The sequence below is a fragment of the Noviherbaspirillum sp. genome, assembly GCF_036563305.1.
Lineage (GTDB): Bacteria > Pseudomonadota > Gammaproteobacteria > Burkholderiales > Burkholderiaceae_D > Noviherbaspirillum.
The window spans coordinates 491,391-517,708 of the sequence record NZ_DATCMQ010000016.1 but is presented as its reverse complement, the minus strand read 5'-3'; the positions used below and the strand labels follow the sequence as shown (position 1 = coordinate 517,708).

The 26,318-nt window shown below is 66.1% G+C and carries 21 protein-coding genes; 12 read left to right on the top strand and 9 right to left on the bottom strand.

Translation table 11 applies throughout. The features are described 5' to 3' along the window. Positions 1 to 97 precede the first annotated feature (97 nt). From VIM12_RS18860 to VIM12_RS18830, 7 genes are all read right to left on the bottom strand, one after another. The gene (locus VIM12_RS18860; protein ID WP_331943545.1) at positions 98 to 2,242 is read right to left on the bottom strand and encodes a sodium-translocating pyrophosphatase; all 2,145 of its coding nucleotides are present in this window, start codon (positions 2,240 to 2,242) and stop codon (positions 98 to 100) included. Between the two features lie 302 nt (positions 2,243 to 2,544). After that, positions 2,545 to 3,201: an adenylate kinase gene (gene adk / locus VIM12_RS18855; RefSeq protein WP_331943543.1), complete on the bottom strand. Its 657-nt coding sequence runs from the start codon at positions 3,199 to 3,201 to the stop codon at positions 2,545 to 2,547. A gap of 121 nt (positions 3,202 to 3,322) precedes the next feature. Next, positions 3,323 to 4,096, bottom strand: a complete 774-nt coding sequence (kdsB, locus tag VIM12_RS18850) for a 3-deoxy-manno-octulosonate cytidylyltransferase (protein ID WP_331943541.1) — start codon at positions 4,094 to 4,096, stop codon at positions 3,323 to 3,325. A gap of 35 nt (positions 4,097 to 4,131) precedes the next feature. Then, a complete protein-coding gene (locus VIM12_RS18845; RefSeq protein ID WP_331943539.1) occupies positions 4,132 to 4,326 on the bottom strand; it encodes a Trm112 family protein in 195 nt (64 codons plus the stop codon). Then, the gene (gene lpxK / locus VIM12_RS18840; RefSeq protein WP_331943537.1) at positions 4,307 to 5,323 is read right to left on the bottom strand and encodes a tetraacyldisaccharide 4'-kinase; all 1,017 of its coding nucleotides are present in this window, start codon (positions 5,321 to 5,323) and stop codon (positions 4,307 to 4,309) included. Before lpxK ends, VIM12_RS18845 begins: the two co-directional genes overlap by 20 nt. Beyond that, positions 5,320 to 5,754 (bottom strand): biopolymer transporter ExbD, encoded by a 435-nt coding sequence (locus tag VIM12_RS18835; RefSeq protein ID WP_331943535.1) that lies wholly within the window; start codon positions 5,752 to 5,754, stop codon positions 5,320 to 5,322. The genes lpxK and VIM12_RS18835 overlap by 4 nt, the downstream gene beginning before the upstream one ends. Positions 5,755 to 5,763: 9 nt before the next feature. Then, the gene (locus VIM12_RS18830) at positions 5,764 to 6,369 is read right to left on the bottom strand and encodes a MotA/TolQ/ExbB proton channel family protein (protein WP_331943533.1); all 606 of its coding nucleotides are present in this window, start codon (positions 6,367 to 6,369) and stop codon (positions 5,764 to 5,766) included. Between the two features lie 316 nt (positions 6,370 to 6,685). Here VIM12_RS18830 and xseA point away from each other — a divergent pair, with 316 nt between their 5' ends. The 12 genes from xseA to VIM12_RS18770 all read left to right on the top strand — a co-directional run bounded on the left by xseA (position 6,686) and on the right by VIM12_RS18770 (position 23,617). After that, positions 6,686 to 8,041, top strand: a complete 1,356-nt coding sequence (xseA, locus tag VIM12_RS18825; protein WP_331943531.1) for an exodeoxyribonuclease VII large subunit — start codon at positions 6,686 to 6,688, stop codon at positions 8,039 to 8,041. Positions 8,042 to 8,151: 110 nt separating this feature from the next. Then, positions 8,152 to 8,730: a superoxide dismutase [Fe] gene (sodB, locus tag VIM12_RS18820; protein ID WP_331943529.1), complete on the top strand. Its 579-nt coding sequence runs from the start codon at positions 8,152 to 8,154 to the stop codon at positions 8,728 to 8,730. A gap of 141 nt (positions 8,731 to 8,871) precedes the next feature. Beyond that, positions 8,872 to 9,681, top strand: coding sequence for an IclR family transcriptional regulator (locus tag VIM12_RS18815; protein ID WP_331943527.1), 810 nt, complete (start codon positions 8,872 to 8,874; stop codon positions 9,679 to 9,681). A 289-nt stretch (positions 9,682 to 9,970) separates the two neighbouring features. After that, positions 9,971 to 12,061 (top strand): 3-hydroxyacyl-CoA dehydrogenase NAD-binding domain-containing protein, encoded by a 2,091-nt coding sequence (locus tag VIM12_RS18810; protein WP_331943525.1) that lies wholly within the window; start codon positions 9,971 to 9,973, stop codon positions 12,059 to 12,061. Positions 12,062 to 12,074: 13 nt separating this feature from the next. Next, positions 12,075 to 13,253: an acetyl-CoA C-acyltransferase gene (locus VIM12_RS18805; protein ID WP_331943523.1), complete on the top strand. Its 1,179-nt coding sequence runs from the start codon at positions 12,075 to 12,077 to the stop codon at positions 13,251 to 13,253. A gap of 24 nt (positions 13,254 to 13,277) precedes the next feature. Next, complete coding sequence (locus VIM12_RS18800) at positions 13,278 to 14,051, top strand: SDR family oxidoreductase (RefSeq protein ID WP_331943521.1); 774 nt, start codon at positions 13,278 to 13,280, stop codon at positions 14,049 to 14,051. Positions 14,052 to 14,121: 70 nt separating this feature from the next. Beyond that, positions 14,122 to 15,198 (top strand): phosphotransferase, encoded by a 1,077-nt coding sequence (locus VIM12_RS18795; RefSeq protein WP_331943519.1) that lies wholly within the window; start codon positions 14,122 to 14,124, stop codon positions 15,196 to 15,198. 20 nt (positions 15,199 to 15,218) lie between these two features. Continuing rightward, the gene (locus tag VIM12_RS18790) at positions 15,219 to 16,442 is read left to right on the top strand and encodes an acyl-CoA dehydrogenase family protein (RefSeq protein WP_331943517.1); all 1,224 of its coding nucleotides are present in this window, start codon (positions 15,219 to 15,221) and stop codon (positions 16,440 to 16,442) included. Between the two features lie 23 nt (positions 16,443 to 16,465). Continuing rightward, the gene (locus VIM12_RS18785) at positions 16,466 to 18,124 is read left to right on the top strand and encodes a long-chain fatty acid--CoA ligase (RefSeq protein WP_331943515.1); all 1,659 of its coding nucleotides are present in this window, start codon (positions 16,466 to 16,468) and stop codon (positions 18,122 to 18,124) included. A 55-nt stretch (positions 18,125 to 18,179) separates the two neighbouring features. Further along, positions 18,180 to 18,965 carry an SDR family NAD(P)-dependent oxidoreductase gene (locus VIM12_RS18780; RefSeq protein WP_331943513.1) on the top strand — a complete coding sequence of 262 codons (786 nt, stop codon included), beginning with the start codon at positions 18,180 to 18,182 and terminating at the stop codon, positions 18,963 to 18,965. Between the two features lie 150 nt (positions 18,966 to 19,115). Further along, on the top strand, positions 19,116 to 20,789 hold the full coding sequence (locus VIM12_RS18775) for a carboxylesterase/lipase family protein (protein WP_331943511.1): 1,674 nt from the start codon (positions 19,116 to 19,118) through the stop codon (positions 20,787 to 20,789). Positions 20,790 to 21,016: 227 nt separating this feature from the next. Beyond that, entirely contained in the window at positions 21,017 to 23,617 is a 2,601-nt protein-coding gene (locus VIM12_RS18770; protein WP_331943509.1) for a LuxR C-terminal-related transcriptional regulator, read from the top strand. A gap of 88 nt (positions 23,618 to 23,705) precedes the next feature. Here VIM12_RS18770 and VIM12_RS18765 read toward each other — a convergent pair whose 3' ends face one another. After that, on the bottom strand, positions 23,706 to 25,163 hold the full coding sequence (locus tag VIM12_RS18765) for an aldehyde dehydrogenase family protein (RefSeq protein ID WP_331943507.1): 1,458 nt from the start codon (positions 25,161 to 25,163) through the stop codon (positions 23,706 to 23,708). A 12-nt stretch (positions 25,164 to 25,175) separates the two neighbouring features. Continuing rightward, complete coding sequence (locus tag VIM12_RS18760; protein WP_331943505.1) at positions 25,176 to 26,285, bottom strand: Zn-dependent alcohol dehydrogenase; 1,110 nt, start codon at positions 26,283 to 26,285, stop codon at positions 25,176 to 25,178. Between the last annotated feature and the right edge of the window lie 33 nt (positions 26,286 to 26,318).

Sequence of the window (26,318 nt, the reverse complement as noted above, 5' to 3'; positions counted from 1 at the left end):
AACGTAAAGCCTGACCATTGTAGCCAACATTGCCACGCACGCGCAAAGGAAGTGTGGAAGAGGGCTGCGTCGGCCGCCCTCTTCCGGATGGCCGCCGTCAGGGTTTGGCGGCGGGCGCCGGCAACCCATTCTGTGCCGGCGCCGGCGTCCCGGCTGCCGGCAAGGTCTGCCCCGGACCGGCGGCGGCTGTATTCGGCACCACGGGCAGCAACGGCACGATCAGCAGCGCAACGATGTTGATGATCTTGATCAGCGGGTTGACGGCGGGTCCTGCCGTGTCCTTGTACGGATCGCCCACCGTATCGCCGGTGACGGCCGCCTTGTGCGCGTCCGAACCCTTGCCGCCGTGATGGCCGTCTTCAATGTATTTCTTGGCGTTGTCCCAGGCCCCGCCGCCGGTACACATCGAAATGGCGACGAACAGGCCGGTAACGATGGTACCCATCAGGATGCCCCCGAGTGCGGCCGGTCCCAGCAGCAGGCCGACCAGGATAGGCACGACGACCGGGAGCAGCGATGGCACGATCATTTCCTTGATCGCCGCGGACGTCAGCATGTCGACCGCACGTCCGTACTCCGGCTTGCCGGTTCCTTCCATGATGCCCTTGATGTCCCGGAACTGGCGTCGCACCTCTTCGACCACGCTGCCCGCCGCGCGGCCGACCGCTTCCATCGCCATTGCGCCGAACAGGTAGGGAATCAATCCCCCGATGAACAGGCCGATGATCACGATGTGGTCGGACAGGTCGAAGCGCAGGTGCATGCCCCGTGCCTCAAGGGCATGGGTGTAGTCGGCAAACAGGACCAGCGCGGCAAGGCCGGCCGACCCGATGGCATAGCCCTTAGTCACTGCCTTGGTGGTATTGCCGACCGCATCGAGGGGATCGGTGATGTCGCGCACGCTCTCGGGCAGGTCAGCCATCTCGGCGATGCCGCCGGCGTTATCCGTGATCGGGCCATAAGCGTCGAGCGCGACCACAATGCCCGCCATGCTCAGCATTGCCGTTGCCGCCACCGCAATGCCGTACAGGCCACCGAGCATGTGGGCAACGCCAATTGCAACGCAGACGAACAGCACCGGCCAGGCGGTGGACTTCATCGAGACGCCAAGGCCGGCGATGATGTTGGTGCCATGTCCCGTAGTGGATGCCTGCGCCACATGCTGCACCGGCTTGTAATCGGTGCCGGTGTAGTACTCGGTAATCCAGACCATCAGGGCCGTCAGCGCAAGACCGACAACGCAGGCGCCGAACAGGGCATTGGCACTGATGGCCCTGCCGTCGGCAACCGCGACGGCCTCGGGGAACAGCCAGCGGGTGACAAAGTAGAACGCCACCAGCGATATCACGCCGGCCACGATCAGGCCCTTGTACAAGGCCGGCATGACATTGCGCATGCTGGGGCTGGCCTTGACGAAGGCGCATCCGATGATGGAAGCAATGATCGAAACGCCGCCGAGCAGCAGCGGATAGATCACCGCATTCAGGGGTGCGCCGGTCACCATCAGTGCGCCCAGCGTCATCGTTGCAATCAGGGTCACCGCATAGGTCTCGAACAGGTCGGCCGCCATGCCGGCGCAGTCGCCGACGTTGTCGCCGACGTTATCGGCGATGACGGCCGGGTTGCGGGGATCGTCTTCGGGTATCCCGGCTTCCACCTTGCCGACCAGGTCGGCCCCCACATCCGCGCCCTTGGTGAAAATGCCGCCGCCGAGCCGTGCAAAGATCGAAATCAGGGAAGAACCGAAAGCCAGTCCGAGCAGCGGCTTCAGGGTAGCCGCGTCGACGTTGCCGTCCGCGCTGACGTACCAGAAGAACAGTGTCACGCCGAGCAGGCCGAGTCCCACCACCAGCATGCCGGTGATGGCGCCGCCCCGGAATGCGATGTTGAGTGCCGGGCCGATGCCGTGCGTGGCCGCCTGCGCGGTACGTACGTTGGCGCGCACCGAGACGTTCATCCCGATGAAGCCGCATGCCCCGGAGAGCACCGCGCCAATCAGGAAGCCGACGGCGGTATCGACGTCAAGGAAGATGCCGATCAGGACGGCGAGAATCACGCCGACCAGCGCAATCGTCTTGTACTGCCGGGCGAGATAGGCGCCTGCGCCTTGCTGGATCGCGGCGGCGATTTCCTGCATGCGGGCATTCCCCGGGTCCTGTTTCAGGATCCAGGCGCGGGACACCAATCCGTAGATGACGGCAATCACGCCGCAAGCGACGGCGAACCACAGGGCTGCTGCCATATCGACTCCTCCATGTTGTTCACGACCAAGTTGAAACACACGAGTATTGGAGGCGTCGATGGCTGCCCGGGTGGGCTACTTCCCTGCTGTCGTCGTCTCCGGAGGAATACCCTCCCGTACTACGCACTGCAACACTTATTCGCTACTACCTGAAGCACTCGCACTGGCAGCCCCGGGCTGCCCGTCTGCATTGTTCGGCCGTCTTCGCTTTTCTCCCTGCTGCCGGCGCTGCCGGCATCCGTCGTCCTGTTCAATCGCTTTCGCCAGAAACAACAAAGCGGACACACGGTCCGCTTTTTGTTTTACCCCGCCAGCGCGGCGAAGACTTTGTCCCGGATCGTCTCGACCGGACCTACGCCGGCGATCTTCCTGTATTTCGGTGCGCCGGGCTGCCCGGAAACCGCCCACTTGTTGTAATAGTCAACCAGCACTTCGGTCTGGTCATGATAGACCGCGAGGCGCTTCTTGACGGTGTCTTCACGGTCGTCGTCGCGCTGGATCAGTTCCTCTCCCGTCACGTCGTCCTTGCCTGCGGTCTTCGGTGGATTGAAGGTGACGTGGTAGGTACGGCCGGAGCCCGGATGGACGCGGCGACCGCTCATGCGCTCGATGATCGCGTCGTCCGGCACGTCGATCTCGATCACGTAGTCGATGCCCACGCCGGCTTCCTTCATGGCGTCCGCTTGCGGAATGGTGCGGGGAAAGCCGTCGAACAGGTAGCCGTTCGCGCAGTCCGGCTGCTTGAGGCGATCCTTGACCAGTCCGATGATGATGTCGTCCGATACCAGGCCGCCCGCATCCATGACCTTCTTCGCTTCGAGGCCCAGCGGCGTGCCGGCCTTCACGGCGGCGCGCAGCATGTCCCCGGTGGAGATCTGGGGGATGTTGAACTTTTCCTTGATGAAATTCGCCTGCGTGCCCTTGCCGGCACCTGGCGCTCCTAGAAGGATGAGGCGCATGGAGTTTTCCTAGACTTGGTTTTAAATTTGTTTGCAGCGGCGGGGGTTTGCCCCAGAGACCTGCTTTTTATCACAATAACATTGCATGAAACTTACCACAGATTCCGCGTGCTTCGATGCTTCAGTCGGTTTTCTTCCGGTTTTGTTGATCGAAGATCTGCTGCACTCGCGCGAGGTCTTCCGGCGTGTCGACGCCGGGCGCCGGGGCGTCCTCGCTGACATGCACGGCGATCGGGTAGCCATGCCACAGCACGCGCAGCTGCTCCAGCGCCTCGATCTGCTCGAGCGGCGACACTTCCAGGCGCGGATAGGCCTGGAGGAAATCGTTGCGGAAACCGTACAGGCCGATATGCCGCAAGGGCTGGTAGCCCGGCGGGAAGCGGTCGCGCGAGGCGGCGAACGCGTCCCGATGCCACGGAATCGCCGCCCGTGAGAAGTACAGTGCCCGGCCGGCCTTGTCGAGCGCGACCTTCACCACGTTGGGATTGAACAGATCCGCGGCGTCGGCGACCGGGTGGGCCGCGGTTGCCATCGGCACGCCGGACCCCACCTTCGCCGCCACCGCCGCGATCAGCCCGGGCGCAATGAGCGGTTCGTCCCCCTGCACATTGACGATCACCGCGTCCGCCGGCAACGCCATGGCGGCCGCGACTTCTGCGATGCGATCGGTTCCGGATGGATGATCGGTGCGCGTGAAATGCACGGCAATACCGTGCGCCCGGCAGGCGGCTTCGATATCCGCGTGGTCGGTCGCAACGGCGACGCGTTCGGCACCTGAGGCAGCAGCTCGCTCGGCGACGCGCACAACCATCGGCTTGCCGCCGATGTCGGCAAGCGGCTTGCGCGGCAGTCGGGTGGATGCGAGACGCGCCGGAATGATGACGGTGAAGGACATGGGAAGGACGGAGCGGCAGCGGACGTCGACGGCAACTACGGGGTGGCGGGAACGCCGTCGGACGGCGCGTTCAGGTCGCGCGCTTGGTCGGCCCACATGATGGGAATGCCGTCACGGATCGGGAAGGCCAGCTTGTCCGGATTGCAGATCAGCTCCTGCGCGGCCTTGTCGTAGTCGAGCGGGCCCTTGCAAAGCGGGCAAACCAGGATATCAAGCAGTCGGGCGTCCACGACATTTCTCCACTATTCGTTGTGCGAGCATGCGATCGATGCATGCCGCCACCGGAACCACCCACACGCGCGGATCGTTCCTGATCGTATCAATGTGCATACATTTTACTGCATCCTTCTCCGTCACCAGAATGATCTCGGCGTCCACCCGCGCGAAAGGATTGACGGAAAAGTCGTAGTGGTCGGGCAGCGGCAGTTCAGTGAATGCCAGGCCGGCGTCGCGCAGCATGGCGAAGAAGCGGCCTGGATTGCCGATCCCTGCCGATGCGACCAGCTTCCGACCCGCCAGCGCCGCCAGCGGCAACTGCTTCGCGCCGTCGTTCAGTGCATGCGCGACCTCCCCCGCCAGCTGCATTTGCCACGCGTCCGCCGGAATTCCGGCTGGAATGGCGCTGCCGTTTACGACGGTGAAGTCGCGCTGGCGACGCCCGGGTTCACGCAGCGGTCCTGCCGGGAGCAGCCAGCCGTTGCCGTTGCCGCGGTCGTCGCAAAGGACGATCTCGACGTCGCGCCCCAGCCGGTAGTGCTGCAGGCCGTCATCGGACAGGACCAGGTCGACGTCGGGATGCAGCGCAAGGAGCAGGCGTGCCGCCGCGACCCGGTCCCGGCCGACAACCACGGGGCAACGTGCGCGCATCGCGATCAGCGCCGGCTCATCGCCGACCGCGGCGGCGGGAGCGCCGGCTTCGACGGCAAGTGGACGGGACTGCGCGGTACCGTAGCCGCGCGAGATGACGCCGGGCCGGAATCCGGCGCGGCGTAATTCCTCGACCAGCCAGATGGTGAGTGGCGTCTTTCCGGTGCCGCCGACGAAGATGTTGCCGACCACGACGACCGGCACCGGCAGCCTCTCCACGGGAAGCAGGCGAAAACGATAGAGCGTGCGGCGCAGTGCTGCGAGCAGGCCGAACAGCAGTGACAGCGGCCACAGCGCACAGGCTAGCGGCCCGCGACGCAACCAGGCGCGGGCCAGCCGCAGCTCCGCGCTGCCCGTCATTTCCTGCCGCTGGTCTGGGCGGCGAAGGTGACTTTTTCGAGTCCTGCGATGCGTGCCGCTTCGAGCACGTTGATGACCGACTGGTGAGCGGCCATGGCGTCGGCGTTGATGATCACGACGGCATCCTTGCCGCCCTGGCCGCGATTGCCGACGGCGGACTTGAGTTCCTCGGCCAGCGCCGCGGCATCGCGCGCCGCCGTCTGGCGATTGTCCAGTGCATAACGGCCCTGGGCGTCAACCGCGACGTTGATTTCGGCCGGCTGTTCCATCGCCTTTTCGGCGTCCGCGGTCGGAAGGGTGATCTGCAGGGCCGTGAACTTGCTGTAGGTCGTCGTGACCATCAGGAAGATCAGGATCACCAGCAGCACATCGATGAACGGGATCAGGTTGATATCCGGATCGTCGCGGCGGGTGCCTTTGCGGAAGTCCATCGGTGATCCTTACTTGCGGTTGCCGTGCACGGTATCGACGAAGCGAACCGCCTGCTGCTCCATGTCGACGATGAAGCTGTCGACCTGGGCCCGGAAATGGCGGTAGAACACCAGTGCCGGCATGGCGACCGCGAGTCCGAAGCCGGTGTTGTAGAGGGCGACCGAAATGCCGTGGGCGAGCTGGGCGGGATTGGTGCCGCCGGCGTTCTGCGAGCCGAAGATCTCGATCATGCCGACCACCGTGCCGAACAGGCCCATCAGCGGGGCCAGCGTGGCGATCGTGCCGAGCGTCGTGAGGAAGCGCTCCAGGTCGTGCGCGGTGCCGCGGCCGGCCTCCTCGATCGACTCCTTCATTGCGTCGCGCGGCGAGTTGACGTTGCGCAGGCCGGCGGCGAGCACACGCCCGAGCGGCGAGTTCTGTTCGAGGTTGGTGATCACTTCTGGCCCGATCTTGCCGTTGTGGTAGACCCGGATGACCTCGTCGAGGAGGTCGGGCGGCAGAATGCGGGAACGGCGCAGGTACAATAGCCGCTCGATGATCAGTGCCAGGCCGATAACGGATGCGATCAGCAGCGGCCAGATGGGCCATCCGGCAGCTTGGATAATGGCGAGCAAAACAGACTCCTGGGATTGGTTTCAGTCGGGATGCAGAATGTATCGTGTTGAGACTGCGCGAGCAAGCGCCCTTCCGCCCCGGCGATGGCAAGCCGACATGGCCCAACCCTGTGGATAACTTTGTGGGCAAGTCTGTGAGCATGTCGCAAAGTACTTGATTCTTAACGGTTTTTATTTTCTTACCGGAAAACCTCCGATAAGGTATTTGTCAAGTAAATCAAGGACTTAGCACTTCTTCTTACAGCATGTAATAAATTGTGACGTCCCAGTGACGGCGGTTGCGCACTGTGGACAGCTTTCGTAAAGAGGTAAAAACATGGATGTGTCCGGCGCAGCGTCGACCGGCGGTCAACAGGTGCTGACGGTCTCCGCGCTCAACCAGGCGGTGTCGCGCCTGCTGGAGCGCAGCTTTCCGCTGGCCTGGGTATCGGGCGAAATCTCCAACTTCACCCGCGCCGCGTCGGGCCACTGGTATTTCACCTTGAAGGACGACGCCGCGCAGGTGCGCGCCGTGATGTTCCGCGGCCGCGCGCAGCATGCCGGCTTCATGCCACGCGAAGGCGACAAGGTGGAGGTGCGCGCCCTGGTCACGCTGTACGCGCCCCGCGGGGACTATCAGCTGAGCGTCGAGGCGATCCGGCGGGCCGGTGTCGGCAACCTGTACGAAGCCTTCCTGAGGATGAAGGACCGGCTGAACGCCGAGGGGCTGTTCGATCCCGCCCGCAAGCGCCCGCTTGCGCTGTTCGCGCGCACCGTCGGCATCGTCACCAGCCCGCAGGCCGCTGCCCTGCGCGACGTGCTGACAACGCTCCGGCGTCGCGCGCCGCACGTGCGCGTCATCCTTTACCCGACGCCGGTGCAGGGCGAAGCCGCGGCGGCAAGAATCGCGCAGGCGGTCGCGACGGCGTCGGCGCGTGCCGAATGCGACGTGCTGCTTGTCTGCCGGGGTGGCGGCAGCATCGAGGACCTGTGGTCCTTCAACGAGGAAGTGGTGGCGCGCGCCATTGCCGGGTGTGCGATCCCGGTCATCTCCGGCGTCGGGCATGAAACCGATTTTACGATCGCGGATTTTGCCGCCGACCTGCGCGCCCCGACCCCGACAGCGGCCGCGGAGATGGCTGCGGCGCCGCGCGCGGACTGGATGGCCATGCTTTCCGCGCACGCCGGCGACCTGACCCGCGCTTTGCGCCGCCGGCTGGCGGAAGAGTCGCAGACCCTGGACTGGATGTCGCGGCGGCTGGTCAGCCCGTCTGCCCACATCGGCCACGAGCGGCTGCGCCTGCGCACGATGCATGTCGCTCTCGGCCACGCCGCCAGGACACCGCTCGCGCAGGCCAGGCATGCGGTCGTGCAATTGCAGACACGGCTTGGCGCCCGGTTGCCGGATACCGGCGCCGCGAGGCTGCGCCTGGCCCGGGATGCGCAACGCCTTGCCTTGCGCATGACCGGAGCGTCCGCCACCCGACGGCAGTCGCTTGCGGCCCTCGCGGCGCAGCTGGAGCTGCTGAATCCGCAGCGCACCCTGGAGCGCGGCTACGCGATGGTGACCGACGCGAAGGGGCGCATCCTCCGGGCGCCCGACGAATTGCAGCCGCGCCAGACGGTGACGATACGGCTTGCCGCGGGAAGTGCGGAAGTCGGGATCGCCAGCGTGCAGAAGGCGCTGGAGTAGCCGGCGGGCCGGCCTCGCGTTCTGACGCCGCGCATGCATCGCCGGCGCATCCGACATACAATTGACGTCTTTCGAAAACAACATCAACCGCGAGAACCGAAAGGAAGACCATGGAACACACCCTGCCGCCCCTGCCCTATGCAATGGATGCACTGCAGCCGCACATCTCCAAGGAAACGCTGGAGTTCCACTACGGGAAGCACCACCAGGCCTATGTCACCAACCTGAACAACCTGATCAAGGGCACCGAATTCGAAAACGCGTCGCTCGAGGACATCGTGCGCAAGTCCTCCGCCGGCATATTCAACAACTCCGCCCAGGTCTGGAACCACACCTTCTTCTGGAACTGCATGAAGCCCAACGGCGGCGGCGCGCCGACCGGTGCGCTGGCCGACGCCATCAATGCCAAGTGGGGCTCCTTCGACAAGTTCAAGGAAGAGTTCACCAAGTCCTGCGTCACCAATTTCGGCTCCGGCTGGACCTGGCTGGTGAAGAAGGCCGACGGCGCGCTCGACATCGTCAACACCTCGAACGCGCACACGCCGCTGGCCGGCGCCGACAAGGCCCTGCTGACCTGCGACGTCTGGGAACACGCGTACTACATCGATTACCGCAATGCCCGCCCGAAGTTCGTCGAGGCATTCTGGAACGTGGTCAACTGGGACTTCGTCGCGAAGAATTTCGCCTGATCCCGCTCCCGCTCTGCCCAAGGCCCGCGACATCGCGGGCTTTTTCATGCCTGCTTCCGCCGCGCCGTCAAAATGCGTTGCCGGCCGGCCTCGCTGGGCTAGAATGGCGCCTGCGCCGCCCAACCTGTCCAGCCCCGAGCAATGACCGTCACTAAACGCGATACCACGATGCCGCAGCCCGACCTGCCGAGGAGCGGTGAAGACCGCTACTTCATCACCGCCCTGTCGCGCGGGCTCGATGTGCTCGCGTGCTTCCGTTCCGGCGATACCTCCCTCAGCAACCAGCAGATCTCCGAGCGCTGCGGCCTGCCGAAATCCACGGTGACCCGCATCGTCTACACCCTGTCCAAACGCGGCTACCTGACGCAGATCGAGGGCGGACGGTATGCGTTGGGCAGCGCCACCCTGTCGCTCGGCAGCTCCATGCTGGCGCGCATGGACATCCGGCAGTACGCGCGCCCGCTGATGCAGGAAGTCGCGGACTTCGCCGGCGCCACCCTCGCCCTCGGCGTGCGCGACCGGCTTTCCATCATCTACACCGAGGTGGTGCGCAGCATGGCCACGCTTACCCTCAGCCTGCAGGTCGGCTCGCGTATTCCGATCGCCAGCTCGGCGATCGGCCGCGCCTATCTCGCCGGCGCCTCCGAGCAGGAGCGCAATGCCATCCTGCGGCTCGCCAACGATCTCGACGAATCGGCGGCCGACGCGGTGCGCGAGGGCATACGGCGCGGCTTCGAGGACTACCAGCAATACGGCTGCGCAACCTCGTTCGGGGAGTGGCAGCGAGATGTCAATGGCATTGCGGTCACCTTCCGCGCCCCGGGCGCGGGCGTGCACGTGATGAATTGCGGCGGCCCCTCGTCCAGCCTGTCACGGGAATTCCTGCTCGAGGATGTGCGGCCGCGCCTGCTGGCGCTGGCCCGGCGCCTGGAAAGCTCGGCACTCCCCTGACCTGACCCGCCCTGAATGTTTCGCTTAGCGAAACATTCTCGACTCGATTTAAAACATCGCGGCCCTGCATGGGGCGGTTGCGAAGCCGCTTCACACCTGCGCCTGCCGTTCTCGCTCCGCTTCTCATTCTTTACTTCTCGTTCTTCTTTCCTCTTCCGTTACGGCGTTCTTGCCATTTACACAGCCTGCTCGCCCTGCTACTATCGTCCGGCGACATAAGTGAAACGATGTTTCACTCTGCAGAACTACCGGCCATCTTTCATCCTCCTCCTCACCAGCAGGACATCCAATGGAAAGCGCACTCTACGAAATCGATCGCGGCGTTGCCGTCATTTCCCTCAACAACCCGCCGGTCAACGGACTCGGACTGGCGCTGCGCCGCGCGTTGATTGCGCTGCTGGAGCAGGCGGGCGCCGACGACGCGGTCAAGGCCGTTGTCCTGATCGGCTCCGACCGCGCGTTTTCGGGCGGCGCGGACGTGAAGGAATTCGGCACGCCGAAATCGGGACAGGAACCCAACCTGCTGACGGTCATCCGGGCGGTCGAGTCGTCGGCCAAGCCGGTGGTGGCGGCGATCGGCGGCGCCTGCATGGGCGGCGGGCTGGAGCTGGCGCTCGGCTGCCACTTCCGGGTCGCGTTGCCGGATGCGCAGATCGCGCTGCCGGAGGTGAAACTGGGCATCCTGCCGGGCGCCGGCGGCACGCAGCGCCTGCCGCGCCTGGTCGGCCTCGACACCGCCCTGAACATGATCGTGTCCGGCAATGTCGTGCCGGCCTTGCAGCTCAAGCAGACGGCGCTGTTCGATGCGATCGTGGACGGCGACCTGCGCGCAGCGACAGTGGATTTTGCGTTGCAGGCGGTGGCGCAGAAGCGTCCGCTGAAGCGGGCGCGCGACGTGCGTATCCAGGATCCGTACGGCGAGGCCTACCTGCAGTTTGCGCGCAATACCGTGGCGGCGGCCGCGCGGCATTTCCCAGCCCCGCTCAAGTGCGTGGAAGCGGTAGCCGCGGCATATACGAAGCCCTTCGACGAAGGGATGAAGATCGAGCGCGAGGCTTTCCTGTGGCTGATGAATACCCCGGAGTCGCGTGCGCTGCGCCACGCCTTCCTGGGCGAGCGGGCGGCGGCGAAGATTCCCGACGTGCCCTCGGATACGCCGCTGCGCAAGGTGGAGCGGGTGTCGGTGATCGGCGCCGGCACCATGGGCGCCGGCATTGCGATGAATTTCCTGAACGCCGGTATTCCGGTGGTGCTGCTGGAGATGAAGCAGGAGGCGCTGGACCGCGGCGTGGCGACGATCCGCAAGAACTACGAGAACTCGCTCAAGAAGGGCAAGCTGACGCAGGACAAGCTCGACAAGCGCATGGCGCTGCTGGAAACGACGCTGTCGTACGCGGGCATCGGCGGCACGGACCTGGTGATCGAAGCCGTATTCGAGGACATGGGCGTGAAGGAGCAGGTGTTCCGCCAGCTGGATGAAGTAATGAAGCCGGGCGCGATCCTGGCCAGCAATACCTCGACGCTCGACATGAACCGCATCGCCTCGTTCACCAGGCGTCCGCAGGACGTGGTCGGCCTGCACTTCTTCAGTCCCGCCAACGTGATGAAGCTGCTGGAAGTGGTGCGCGCGGACCAGACGGCGAAAGACGTGCTGGCGACGGTCATGCAGCTGGCGAAGAAGATCAAGAAAGTGGCCGTGGTCTCGGGCGTATGCGACGGCTTCATCGGCAACCGCATGCTGAAGTTCTACCGCAACCAGGCCAACGAACTGCTCGAGGAAGGCGCATCGCCGCTGCAGATCGACCGCGCCCTCGAGAAATGGGGCATGGCGATGGGGCCGTTCCGCATGGGCGACCTTGCCGGGCTCGACATCGGTTGGTCGATCCGCAAGCGGCTCTACGCGGAGAACCCGGCGATGAAGCGCTCGTTGATCGCCGATCGCCTGTGCGAGCTCGGCCGCTTCGGCCAGAAGACCGGCAAGGGCTGGTACCGCTACGAGGCAGGCAAGCGCGACGCGCTGCCCGATGCGGAGGTCGACGAGATCATTGCCGCGGCGCGGGCGGAGGCCGGCATCGAGGCGCGCAAGGTGAGCGACGACGAAATCGTCGAACGCTGCATCTTCGCGCTCGTCAACGAAGGCGCGCGCATCCTCGAGGAAGGCATCGCGCAGCGCGCCTCCGATATCGACATGGTCTACCTGCACGGGTACGGCTTCCCTGCCCACCGCGGCGGTCCGATGCTGTACGCGGAAACCCTCGGCCTGGCCAATGTGGTCGAGAAGATGCGCAGGTTTGCCGGTCAGCCGGGCGGCGACGCCGCGTTCTGGGCCCCGGCGCCGTCGCTGGTCTGCCTCGCCAAGTCCGGCGAATCGTTCAACTAGGAGGAAGTCGATCGTGAATGACGCTGTCATCGTATCCACCGCGCGTACCGGCCTGGCAAAGTCCTGGAAGGGCGCATTCAACATGACCTACGGCGCGACGCTCGGCGCGCATGCCGTACGCGCCGCCGTCGAGCGCGCCGGCGTCGACCCGGCCGAGGTCGAGGACGTCATCATGGGCGGCAGCCTTTCCGAAGGCACCACGGGCGGCAATGTCGCGCGCGCCATCGCGCTGCGCGCCGGCCTGCCGGTCACGGCTGCCGGCGTCACCATCAACCGTTTCTGCTCTTCCGGCCTGCAGGCGATTGCGATGGCGGCGCAGCGGGTGATGGTCGACCATGTGCCGGTGATGGTCGCCGGCGGCGTGGAGTCGATCTCCTGCGTGCAAAACGAGACCAACCGCCACATGCGGCAGGACCCGTGGCTGGTGGAGCACAAGCCGGAGATCTACTGGAGCATGCTGCAGACGGCCGAGACCGTGGCCAAGCGCTACAACATCTCCAAGGAAGCACAGGACGAATACGGCGTGCGCAGCCAGCTGCGCGCGGCGGCGGCACAGGCCGCCGGCAGGTTCGATGCCGAGATCGTGCCGATGACGACGGTGATGGGCGTGGTCGACAAGGAAAGCGGCCGCATCACCCGCCGCGAAGTGACGATCGCCGCCGACGAAGGCATCCGTCCCGACACCACGCTCGAGGGCGTATCGAAGATCCGTTCGGCGATGCCGGGCGGCGTGATCACCGCGGGCAACGCCAGCCAGTTCTCGGACGGCTCCTCCGCCTGCGTGGTGATGGACGGCCGGCTGGCAGAAAAGCGCGGCATCCAGCCGCTAGGCATCTTCCGCGGCTTTGCCGTCGCCGGCTGCGAGCCGGACGAGATGGGGATCGGCCCGGTCTACGCCATTCCGCGGCTGCTGGAGCGCAACGGCCTGAAGATGGACGACATCGGCCTGTGGGAACTGAACGAGGCGTTTGCCTGCCAGGTGCTGTACTGCCGGGACAAGCTCGGCATCCCGGACGAGCTGCTGAACGTCAACGGCGGCGCGATCGCCGTCGGCCACCCCTACGGCGTCAGCGGCGCGCGCCTCACCGGCCATGCGCTGATCGAAGGCAAGCGCCGCGGCGCGAAGTACGTCGTGGTGACCATGTGCATCGGCGGCGGCCAGGGTGCGGCGGGCCTGTTCGAGGTCTGCTGAAACACGACAAGAGGAGACATCGCAATGAGCGTCAAACAACTGTTCCAGCTCGACGGCAAGGTCGCGCTGATTACCGGCGGCTCGCGCGGGCTCGGCCTGCAGATGGCGGAAGCATTGGGCGAGATGGGCTGCAAGCTGGCCATCAGCGCGCGCAAGGCGGACGAACTCGCCGAGGCGAAGGCGCACCTGGAGAAGATGGGCCATGAGGTACTCACTGTCGTCAACGACCTGTTGAAGACGGACGAGATCCCGGCGCTGGTCGACCAGGTGCTGCAGCGCTTCGGCGCCATCGACATCCTGGTCAACAATGCCGGCGCCACCTGGAGCGCGCCGGCCGAGGAATATCCGGATGCGGCCTGGCGCAAGGTGCTGGGCCTGAACGTCGACTCGGTGTTCTTCCTGTCGCGCGAAGTGGCGACGCGGACGATGATCCCGCGCAAGACCGGCAAGATCATCAACATCGCCTCGGTCGCCGGACTGCGCGGCAGCGCCACCAACGTCAACACCATCGCGTACCACACCTCCAAGGGCGCGGCGGTCAACTTCACCCGGGCGCTGGCCTCCGAATGGGGCAAGTACAACATCAACGTCAACGCGATCTGTCCCGGATTCTTCCCGTCGAAGATGTCGGCCGGCCTGCTGGAGAAGGTGGGCGAGGCGATCATCGCGCGCGCGCCGCTGCACCGGATCGGCAGCGACGAGGACCTGAAGGGCACCGTCGTCTTCCTCGCGTCGGAAGCGTCGCGCCACATCACCGGCCAGGCGATCGCGGTCGACGGGGGCGTCAGCGCGGTTTGAGCCTGCGCGTTCCCCTATTGCCGGCGAGGGCGCGGAAGCCGCGCCAACCCATCACAATTGAGCCTGAATCATGAGCCAAACCTACCAAGACCGCTTCGTCGGCACCCGTCCCGTCGCCCCGCAGCATGCTTTCGATGTCGCCAGCCTTGCGAAGTACATGCAGGAGCACGTCGAAGGCTACAGCGGCGAACTGACGGTCGAACAATTCAAGGGCGGCCAGTCCAACCCGACCTTCCTGCTGTCGGCAGGCGGCAAGCAGTACGTGCTGCGCCGCAAGCCGCCCGGTACCCTGCTGCCCTCGGCGCACGCGGTCGACCGCGAGTACCGCGTGATCACCGCGCTGGCGCAGACCGACGTGCCGGTCGCGCGCACCTATGCGCTGTGCGAGGACGAGTCGGTGATCGGCACGATGTTCTACATCATGGACTACGTGCAGGGGCGCATCCTGTGGGACCCCGCCCTGCCCGGCATGACGCCCCCGCAGCGCAAGGAAATCTTCAACGAGATGAACCGGGTGATCGCGGCGCTGCACAGCGTCGACTACGCCGCGGTCGGGCTCGAGACCTACGGCAAGCCGGGCAGCTACCTGGAACGCCAGGTGGCGCGCTGGACCAAGCAATACCGCGCCTCCGAGACCGAGCGCATCGAGGCGGTCGAGAACCTGATCGAGTGGCTGCCGAAAAACATCCCGTCGGATGACGAGACCCGGGTCGTGCACGGCGACTTCCGCATCGACAACGTCATCTTCCATCCGACCGAGCCGCGCATCCTGGCGGTGCTCGACTGGGAACTGTCGACGCTCGGCCATCCGCTGTCGGATTTCGCCTACCACTGCATGACCTTCCGCATGAACCCGGAACAGTCGCGCGGCCTGGCCGGGCTGCCGCTGGCCGAACTCGGCATTCCGGACGAGCAGGAATACCTGGCCGAATACTGCCGGCGCACCGGCCGCGAAGGCGTGTCCAAGGCGAACTGGGAATACTACATGGTGTTCAACATGTTCCGCCTGGTCGGCATCCTGCAGGGGATCGCCAAGCGGGTACAGCTCGGCAACGCCGCCAGCGCGGAAGCCGCGAACACCGCAAAACGGACCCGCCCGCTGGCCGAGCAGGCATGGCGGCTGGTCGAGCAGATCGAGAAGCAATAACCTCTTACAGGAGAACGGCAATGACTTTCATGTATTCCGACAAGGTCAAGGACCTGCAGAAGCGCGTCACCGCATTCATGGACGAGCATGTCTATCCGGCGGAAAAGGCGTTTGAAGAGGAAATGAACGCGGCCCGCCGCAACGGCAACCCGTGGGTGCCGACCAAGACCATCGAGGGCCTGAAGGAGAAGGCGCGGGCCGCCGGCCTGTGGAACCTGTTCCTGCCGGAGTCGAAATACGGCGCCGGCCTGACCAACCTGGAATACGCGCCCCTGTGCGAGATCATGGGCCGTTCGCCGATCGGCTCCGAGGTCTTCAACTGCTCCGCGCCCGACACCGGCAACATGGAGACGCTGGTGCGCTACGGCACCGAGGCGCAGCAGCAGGAATGGCTGCTGCCCCTGCTGGAAGGCAAGATCCGCTCCGCATTCGCGATGACCGAGCCGGCGGTCGCCTCTTCCGACGCCACTAACATCGAGGCCCGCATCGAGCGCGACGGCGACCACTACGTGATCAACGGCCAGAAATGGTGGACCTCGGGCGCCAACGACCCGCGCTGCAAGATCCTGATCTTCATGGGCAAGAACGATCCGGACAATCCGAACCGCCATCGCCAGCAGTCGATGATCCTGGTGCCGATGGATGCGCCGGGCGTCACGGTGCTGCGCCACCTGCCGGTATTCGGCTACGACGATGCGCCGCATGGCCATGCGGAAGTGCGTTTCGAGAACGTGCGGGTGCCGGTGTCCAACATCCTGCTGGGTGAGGGCCGCGGCTTCGAGATCGCCCAGGGCCGCCTCGGGCCTGGCCGCATCCACCACTGCATGCGCCTGATCGGTCGCGCGGAGCGGGCGCTGGAGAAGATGTGCAAGCGCACGCTGCAGCGCACCGCGTTCGGCCGCAAGGTGGCGGACCAGGGCGTGACGCGCGAGCGCATCGCCAACTCCCGCATCCTGATCGACCAGGCGCGCTTCCTGGTGCTCAACGCCGCCCACATGATGGATACCGTGGGCAACAAGGCGGCCGCCAAGGAAATCGCGATGATCAAGGTGGCGGCGCCGAACATGGCCTGCCAGGTGATCGACTGGGCAATCCAGGCGCACGGCGGCGGCGGCGTGTCGGAGGATTTCGGTCTCGCGCAGGCTTACGCGAGTTCCCGTACACTGCGTCTTGCGGACGGCCCGGACGAGGTGCACCGGAATGCCATCGCCAAGCTGGAGCTCGCCCGCTACATCGAACGCTGATCAACGACAAGAGCTGAAACAACATGTCCGACCGCCACCTGGCCTACTGGCCCGGCACCCTGCCGTACCACCTCACATCGCCTGAAACCAGCCTGTACTACAACCTGGAAGTATCGGCCGCGCGGTTTCCGAACAAGCCCTACATCCTGTTCTACGACACGCCGATCACTTTCGCGGAGTTCAAGGACGAGACCGAGCGGATCGCCGGCTTCCTGCAGCAGGAATGCGGCGTGAAGAAGGGCGACCGGGTGCTGATCTACATGCAGAACAGTCCGCAGTTCGTGCTGGCCTACTACGGCATCCTGCGCGCCGATGCGGTGGTGGTGCCCGTGAATCCGATGAACCTGACGCAGGAGCTGCGGCACTATGTGAAGGACACCGGGGCGACCACGGCCTTCGTGCCGCAGGACCTGTTCGACCAGCTCTCGCCGCTGCTCGGCGAGGGTCTGGAGCATGCCATCGTGGCGACCTACTCCGACTACCTGAAGCGGCCGACCGACCTGCGGGTGCCGGATTTCGTCAGTGCCCCGCGCCAGCCGATTGCCGGCAAGGGCGTCACGGCCTGGAACGACGTGCTGGCGCGTGACCTGCGGCCCGGTCCGCATACCGCCGGACCCGACGATCTCTGCGTGATGCCCTATACCTCCGGCACCACCGGCAATCCCAAGGGCTGCATGCACACGCATCGCGGCGTGATGTTCAGCGTCGCCGCCACCATGCAGTGGTTCAACACCGTGACCGACACCGTGCTGCTGTCGGTGCTGCCGTTCTTCCACGTCACCGGCATGCAGGGCAGCATGAACGGACCGCTCTACCTGGGCAGCACCATGGTGGTCCTGCCACGTTGGGACCGCGAGGTCGCCGCCGAATGCATACAGCGGTACAAGGTGCGCTCGCTGCAGGTGATCTCGACCATGGTGGTCGACCTGCTCGCACATCCGAAGATCGCCGAGTACGACCTGAGCAGCCTGCGCGGCATCCGCGGCGGCGGCGCGGCCATGCCGGAGGCGGTCGCGCAGAAGCTGCAGGACCTGGTGGGCATCCCCTACGTCGAGGGATACGGCATGTCCGAAACCATGGCGGCCACGCATATCAACCCGCCGCAACGGCCCAAGAAACAATGCCTTGGCATTCCGATCTTCAATGTCGATTCGCGCGTGGTGGACCCGTCCACCTTCAAGGAGCTGCCGCCAGGGGAGACCGGCGAAGTGGTGGTCTGCGCGCCTAACGTGATGGCCGGGTACTGGAACAACCCGGAGGCCACGCAGGAGACTTTCGTCGAGATCGACGGCAAGCGCTTCCTGCGCACCGGCGACCTCGCCCGGACCGACGAGGAAGGCTACTTCTTCATGGTCGACCGGCTGAAGCGCATGATCAATGCATCCGGCTTCAAGGTCTGGCCGGCGGAGGTCGAAGCGCTGATGTACCAACATCCGGCGATCCAGGAGGCGTGCGTGATCGGCGCGCGCGACCCGAAGCGCGGCGAGACGGTGAAGGCCGTGATCGTCCTGCGCGAGGCGTTCCGAGGCAAGATCACCGAGCAGGAGATCATCGACTGGGCGCATGACAACATGGCGGCGTACAAGAGCCCGCGTATCGTGCAGTTCGTCGATGCGCTGCCGAAGTCGTCGACCGGCAAGCTGCAGTGGCGTGAACTGCAGGAACAGGAAATGAAGGCCTGAGAGAGCCACAGCCTGAATTGATGGAAGCCTGAAATACAGGATGGAGGAGACAGCAATGCGATTCGAGAACAAGGTGGCGATCGTCACCGGCGCGGCCAGCGGCATCGGCCGTGCGGTGGCGGAACGGCTGGCCCAGGAAGGCGCCCGGGTGGCACTGGTGGACCGCAACGAGGTGGCGCTGGCGGAAGTTGCGGGCAGCCTGCCGGCGCAATCCGGCGCCTGGTTCCGGGCGCTGGACATCGCCAGCGAGGCGGCAGTCGAACAATGCGTGAGCGACGTGGTTGCCCATTTCGGCAGGCTCGACGTGCTGTGCAACAACGCCGGCATTTCCGGCGGCGACTATTCGGCGATCACCGAAACCCGCACCGAGGTCTGGCAGCAGATCCTGTCGGTGAACGTGATGGGCGCCGTGCACTTCACCAAGTATGCGGCGCGCGTGATGCGCGACCAGCGCCACGGCGCGATCGTCAATACCGCATCGGTGGCGGGCGTCCGCTCCGGCGCCGGCGGCAATGCCTACAGCGCGTCGAAGGCCGCCGTCATCAACCTGACCCAGACCACCGCCTGCGACCTCGGCGAATGGAACGTGCGCGTCAACGCGGTCTGCCCCGGCCTGATCGAGACCGGCATGACCGCCCCGGTGTTCGAGCGCGCACGCGCGGCGGGCAAGGAAGAAAAGCTGGGCTCGCGCTGCGAATTGCGGCGCTACGGCCGGCCGCAGGAAGTGGCCGCGGTCATCGCCTTCCTGGCCAGCGACGACGCCAGCTACGTGACCGGGCAGGCGCTGCCGGTTGACGGCGGCAATACCGCTTCGCTCAACCTGCCGGGAATGAAGGTCTAGCCGCAACCCTGCGGTTACCGCATCCCGAAGGACCGCCCGTTGCAAGACGGGCGGTTTTTTTTGTGCCCGGGCTTTCTTCATCGACAGCATGTCGCCCGTGCGCGCGCTGGCACCGCGATTCGCCCCTCCCCCTTCCGGGGGATGTTTCGGATGGATGGTCGTCTCTATAGTGGGTGGCACAAGAACAACAACACCTACAACGACAACGGATACAAGCACATGCAGTTACCTTTTCCATCCAGCACCGGCCCGACCCTGCACCTGCTGGCTGCCCTCGCAGCCGGTTTCGCGCTGACCGCGTGCGGCAGCGGCGGCGGTGACGATCCGCCGGTGGCGGCGCCGGAGGCAGTGGCACCGGACGTGACCGTCGTCCGCACCGACAAGGGCAGCGTCAAGGGCGTGGACGCCGACAACACCTTGCGCTTCCTCGGGATCCCTTACGCGGCACCGCCCACCGGCGAGCGCCGCTGGAAGGCGCCGGAGCCCGCGGCAAGCTGGACCGAGGTGCGCGATGCCAGCAAGTTCGGCGGCACCTGCCCGCAGGCCGGCGGTGCCTTCGGCGGGGCCAGCACCAACGAGGACTGCCTCTACCTGAACGTCTTCACGCCCAAGGGCGACGGGCCGTTCCCCGTGATGGTATGGATCCACGGCGGCGCCTTCACGTCCGGCGAAAGCAATGCCTACGACACCAGCAAGTTCACCGAGCGCGGGATCGCCGTGGTTACCGTCAACTACCGGCTCGGCGCGCTCGGCTTCCTCGCCCACCCCGCGCTCAGCACCGAGCAGGGGTCGTCCGGCAACTACGGCCTGATGGACCAGCAGGCCGCGATGAAGTGGGTCAAGGCCAATATCGCGGCCTTCCGCGGCGACCCCAGCAACATCACCATCTTCGGCGAGTCGGCCGGCGGCTTCAGCGTGTACTCCCACCTCGCATCGCCGCTCGCGGCCGGACTATTCCAGAAGGCCATCGTGCAGAGCGGCGCCTACTCGCTGGACCAGCCCGGCCTGGCCGCGGCGCAAACCGGCGGCACCGCCTTCGCCAACGCCGCCGGCTGCACGGACCAAAGCCTCTCCTGCCTGCGCGGCCTGACTGTCGAGAAGATCCTGGCGACCAGCACCGGCGCGGTCATCTCGCCCATTATCGACAACAAGGTGCTGACCACCAGCGTGCGCTCCGCCTTCACCACCGGCAACTTCAACAAGGTGCCGACCATCGAGGGCAGCAATACCAACGAGTACAGCCTGCTCTCCGCCGCGCGGCTGGACCTGCAACCAAGCCAGGGACCGTTCACGCCGGCGAACTACCAGGCACGGGTGACCGCGCTGACCGCCGCCACAGGAAAGACCTTCGCGGAGGTAGATGCCGAGTACCCGCAGGCGGATTACCCGACGCTGGCCGAGGCATACGACGCGATCGCGACCGACCTGCTGTTCGCGTGCAGCGGCCGGGTCGCGGAGCGGCTCCGCACCGCCAGCGGCACGCCCGTGTACGCCTACGAGTTCAACGACCAGAACGCACCGATGATCTATCTGCCGCCGGCCACCCGCCCGCGCTGGGGCGCCTACCACGCGGCCGAGATCCAGTACCTGTTCCCGACGACGCGCGCCGGCGTGACCTACACCGCAGGACAGGAAGCGCTGAAGACGCAGATGGTGAACTACTGGACGCAGTTCGCGAAGAACGGCAATCCGAATGGCACCGGACCTGCGTGGCCGGTGTACAGTGCCGCCGCCGACACCCGCATGTCGCTGGAACCCGGCACCTCGGTCACCAACAGCGATTTCGGTGCGCGCCATCACTGCGCATTCTGGACCGGCTCCTGATCGCCGCACCTGCGGTTCCGTGCGCGCGATTTCGCGCTTGGGGATGCTTCGGCATCCCCTTTTTTTTTGACGTTCGATTGCTGCGGCGCACGGCGCGGGAGCGACCTTCCGTGGGTAGAATGATGACGCTCTAAACGATCCGGAGAGGAACAGTGATGATGCAGGATGGCGCGCGGACGCCGCTCCTACTTCCCAAGGTTCGGCCGCCGAGACCAGCGGCCCGGACCGTGCAGCGCACCCGCCTGCTGCAACGCGTCGAGCGGATTGCGGGCTGCAGGCTGACGCTGGTGCTGGCGCCTTCCGGCTTCGGCAAGACCACGCTCGGGGCCGCATGGGCGGCCGAATTGTCGCGGCAGGGGCATCGCCTTGCCTGGCTCTCGCTGGAAGAGTCCGACAATGCTCCCGGGCGTTTTGCCGAGTATCTCGCTTTCGCGGTGGAGCAGGCCTTCGCACCGGACGGGCAGGATGCCGGCGAGCGCATCCCCACGCACGGCCTCGACGCGGTCCAGATGACGGCCACCGTCATCAACCGCATCGCGCAGCAGCACGGCGAATTCTTTCTTTTCATCGACGACCTGCACCTGCTGGAAGACGAAGCGCTGGGCGCGGTGCTGTACCTGCTGCGCCATGCGCCGGCGACGCTGCACCTGGTGCTGCTGTCGCGACCGCTGCCGCCCGAAGCACTGCTGCGCGCCTGCCACGGCGAGGCCGAATATGTCGATGCGGCAGAGATGCGCTTCAACGATGCCGAGACCGTCGCGCTGTTCGCATCGCATGCTCGCGCCGACACGGCAGCGACCGCCGCCCACCGGCTGACCGCCGGCTGGCCGGCGGCCCTCGGCATCCTCGCCGCCTCCGGCATGGACGGCAACGACAGCATGTTCAGCGGACGCAGCAGCTTCCTCGCCGAGACCCACCTCGGCGTGCTGCTGGAAGCGGTGCTGTCCCGCCTGCAGCCGGACGAAATCGCCCTGCTGGACGCGACCTGCGTTACCGGTCGCATGTGCGCGCCCCTGTTTGCCGACCTGAGCGGCATCCCGCAGACCAGGGAGCTGTTCCGCAGGCTTGAACATGTCCACTGCCTGTTGTCGCGCGTCTCGGAACACGATCACTGGTTCACCTGCCACGACCTGGTGCGCCAGGGCATGCTCGCGCGCGTACCGACGCAGCAGGCAGCGTCCATCCTGCGGCGCGCCGGGCACTGGCACGCCGGACAGGGACACTGGCGCGAGGCCGTTGCGCTCGCGCTGCGCGCCGGCGACCGGCAGCTGGCCCTGCAGTGGGTGGACGAGGCGGCCCCCCTGTTGTTCTACCGCGGCGACCTGCTCACGCTGCGGGAGTGGGACGGTGAACTCGGACTCGGCGAGGACCCCGATGCAAACATCAAGATCCTGCTCACCATCGCGCTCACCCGGGTATTGGCGGCGCCAGGCAACGAGGCGGGACTGCACCGCCTGCTCGACCTGATCCAGTCGCGGCTGGACGGACTGGCCGGCGTGCCCGAGGCACGCACCGTGTACTGGCACCTGCAGGCAATACGTTCGGTACTTGCCGCGCGGGGCGAACGCCTGGACGAGGCCTTGCATCTGTCGTGGGAGTGCCTGCAGCAGGCGCCTATCTATGCCTCGCTGACGGAGACGGTGCGCTGTGTTGCCGGCTACTGCCATCTGCGCGCGCGCCGCTGGAAGGAGATGCATGAAGTGCTGACCGAGGTGTCGCGCGCGCCGGTGGACCAGTACACCTTCCTGTCGACCATCTATCGCCAGGTCCTGCTCGGACTGGCGGCACTGACCCGGCTGCGCCTGCCGGAGGCGCGCCGCTGTCTGGAGGAAGGACATGCACTGGCGAGCAGCCGCCTCGGCCCGGTGTCGGTACCCGGCGCCCTGTGCGCGGCCATGCTGGGCGTGCTGCAGCAGGAAGCACTGGCGTTCGACGAGGCGGAAAGGACCCTGGTGCCGTCGCTCGACCTGGTGGCGCAGAGCGGCTATCCCGACGTCATTGCGCGGAGTTTCGCCGCGGCGGCGCGCAGCGCGATGTTGCGCGGCGAGCACGCGCTGGAACAGGCCCTGCTCGATCGTTGGGACGGCATCGCTTCCGCCGCCGGCAGCCTGCAGGCGCAGGTCCAGTGTGCCTACGAAAAGATGTGCGCGCTGCTGCGCGCCGGCGCGCCCGAGCGGGCCACCGCCCGCCTTGCCCACATCCGCCGGCTGCGGGCGCGCGCGGCAGCCGGTGGCGCCGGTGTTCTGCATGAGCTGCATGCCTATGCCGATCTGGCCGAGGCGCGGCATGCGATCACGAGCGAGCGGCCGGCCGAGGCGCGGGAGGTGCTGGCCAGCGTGCTCGCCAATGCGGAACAGTGCGGCGACGGCTACCTCGCGATCCTGGCCGGCATGTCGCTGGCCGATGCCCTCTTCCGCTGCGCCGATATCCATCGCGGGGTCGAACGCCTCGAGCTGACGCTGGCGGCGGCCCGCAAGGCCGGGTTGGGCGCGACCGTGTTGTCCCAGCCGGCCGACCTGACGCTGATGCATGCGCTCTACCGCCGGCACGCGCCCGCCGGCACGCGGCGCAACGAAGTGGAAGACTACCTGGCGCAGCTGCTCGATAGCGGCGCGGCCCTGCAGCGGCGGCCAGCCGTCACCCTGAGTCCACGCGAGGAAAGCGTGCTGAAGCTGCTGGCACAGGACAAGTCGAACAAGGAGATTTCCAACGTCCTGAACATCACGCCCGAGACGGTGAAGACGCATGTCAAGAGCATCTTCGCCAAGCTGGAAGTGAGCAAGCGGAATGCCGCGGTCAAGCGGGCACAGCTGATGCAGCTGCTGTGAAGGAAATGGCGACCGGAGCGTCGCCGCCGATGGCGACGACGCCCGTGGCCGCCACGGGGATGGCCCGCGCGGCGGCCGCCGCAACGCCTCAGTAAGGCGCTTTCGCCGTCAGCGCCGGCGCGTTCGGCTTGAACTGCAGCGACTTGTACTCGAGGAACTCCTCCAGTCCGTACGGTCCCATCTCGCGTCCGCGGCCGGACTGCTTGTAGCCGCCGAACGGCGCAAACAGGTTGAAGGTGCCGCCGTTGATGTCGACCTGCCCGGTCCGCAGCCGGCGCGCGACCTGCTGCGCCCGCTCGTCCGAGCCCGCCCAGACGCCGCCGGCCAGTCCGTACAAGGTGTTGTTGGCGATGCGCACCGCCTCGTCCTCATCCTTGTAGGTGATGATCGAAAGTACCGGCCCGAATATCTCTTCCTGTGCAATCGTGCTGTCCGGCTTGACGCGACCGAATACCGTCGGCTGGACGTAGTAGCCCCGGTCCAGGCCGGCCGGCGCGTCGGGACCGCCGCAAAGCAGCTCGGCGCCCTCCTCCATGCCCTTGCGAATGTAGTTCTGCACCCGTTCGCGCTGTGCCGCCGACACCAGCGGGCCGAGCTTGGCGCTGCCGCCGAACGGATCGCCGACGGTGAAGCCCTTCGCCACTTCTGCGGCAATCCTTGCCGCTTCCTCGTAGCGCGATTCCGGGACCAGCATGCGGGTGTGGGCGGAGCAGGTCTGGCCGCTGTTGAGGAAGCAGGCGTTGACGGTGCCCTTGACCGCGCTGGCGAGATCCGCATCTTCCAGGATCACCGACGCCGACTTGCCGCCGAGCTCGAGCGCGACGCGCTTGACGGTCGCCGCGGCGACTTCCGAGATCCGCTTGCCGGCACGGGTGGAACCGGTGAAGGACACCATGTCGACGTCGGGATGCCGCACCAGTGCTTCACCGATGCCAGGGCCGAGGCCGGTGACCAGGTTGAACACGCCCGGGGGCACGCCGGCCGCGTCGATCACCTCCGCCAGCACGAAGGCGTTCAGCGGCGCCACTTCGGACGGCTTGAGCACGATGGTGCAGCCGGCCGCCATGGCGGCGGCCACCTTGGCGGCGATCTGGTGCAGCGGATAGTTCCAGGGAGTGATGGCGACGACGACGCCGACCGGCTCGCGCAGCACGCGTGAATTGCCCGCGGTCTCTTCCCACTCGAACCCGGTGACCATCTTTGCGTAGTAGCCGAAATTCGCCACCGGCGAGCCGACCTGGATGGCGGCGGCCAGCTTCAGCGGCATGCCGACTTCACCCGCGATGATCTGCGCCAGCTCGTCGCTGCGTGCCTTCAGTCCCTCGTGGATCTTGCGCAGGTAGTCGGCGCGTTGCGCCGGCGTGGTTGCGCTCCACGCGTCGAAAGCCGCGCGCGCGGCGGCGACGGCCGCGTCGGCGTCATTGTCGTCGCCTTCGGGGATGGTCGCCATCACCTCCTCCGTGGAGGCATTGAACACTTCGATGGTCTTGCTGCCGGACGGCTGTACCCACTTGCCGTTGATGTAGAACTGGTCGCGTTTCTGCATGTTGGTCTCCTGTTATTCGAATACGATCACGCCGCGCGCATTGCGTCCGGCCTGCATGTCGGCGAAGGCCTGCGGCGCTTCCTCGACCTTGTAGGTGCGGGTGATCAGTTCATCCAGCTTCAGGCGCTGCGCGCGGTACAGCCCGATCAGTTTCGGGAAATCCTCGCGGGGGCGCGCCGAACCGAAATAGCTGCCGGTCAGCGTCTTCTCGCCGAAGGTCAGCGAGGCGGTGCGGATCGAGGTCATGTCCTTCTGGTTGGCCACGCCGACGACCACCGCCGTGCCGCCCTTGCGCAGCACGCCGTAGGCTTGTGCCGCGATTTCGCCCAGGCCGACGCATTCGAACGCATAGTCGGCGCCGCCTTCGGTCAGCTTGGTGATGGTCTTGACCACGTTTTCCTCGGTCTTGCTGTTGACGGTGTGGGTCGCACCGAACTGGCGGGCCATCTCGAGCTTGGCGTCCGAGGTGTCCACGGCGACGATCATGCGGGCGCCGGAAATCGCGCAGCCCTGGATCGCGTTCAGGCCCACGCCGCCGCAGCCGAACACGACCGCGATCGAGCCGGCGTCCACCTTCGCGGTGTTGACCGCCGCACCCACGCCGGTCATGACGCCGCAACCGATCAGCGCGGCGCGCGACAGCGGCACCTGCTGGTCGATCTTGACCACATTGTCGGTATGCAGGGTCGCATATTCGGCCATCACGCCGCAGCCGGAGAAGACGTTGAGGGGATTGCCGGCGAGGTCGCGGGTGCGCACCGTACCGTCGGGCAGCGTGGTCATCGCCTTGCCCGCCTGGTCGCACAACTGGGGACGTCCGGTCTGGCAGTAGCGGCACTTGCCGCACATGCTGACGAAGGAACTCACCACATGATCGCCCACCTTGTAATCGGTCACGCCCTCGCCGACCGCGACGACGCGTCCGGCGCCCTCGTGGCCCAGCACCACGGGAGGCGGAAAGGGAATGGTGCCATTGGTCGCCGACAGGTCGCTGTGACAGACGCCGCACGCCGCCATCCTGATCATGACTTCGCCGCGCCGCGGCGCCTCGACGATGATTTCCTCGACCACTACCGGTTGGTTGATTTCACGGCAGACGACTGCCTTTGCGCGTTGTTCCATGGGGATTCTTCTGTTGTTCGTTGGAGAGGGCTG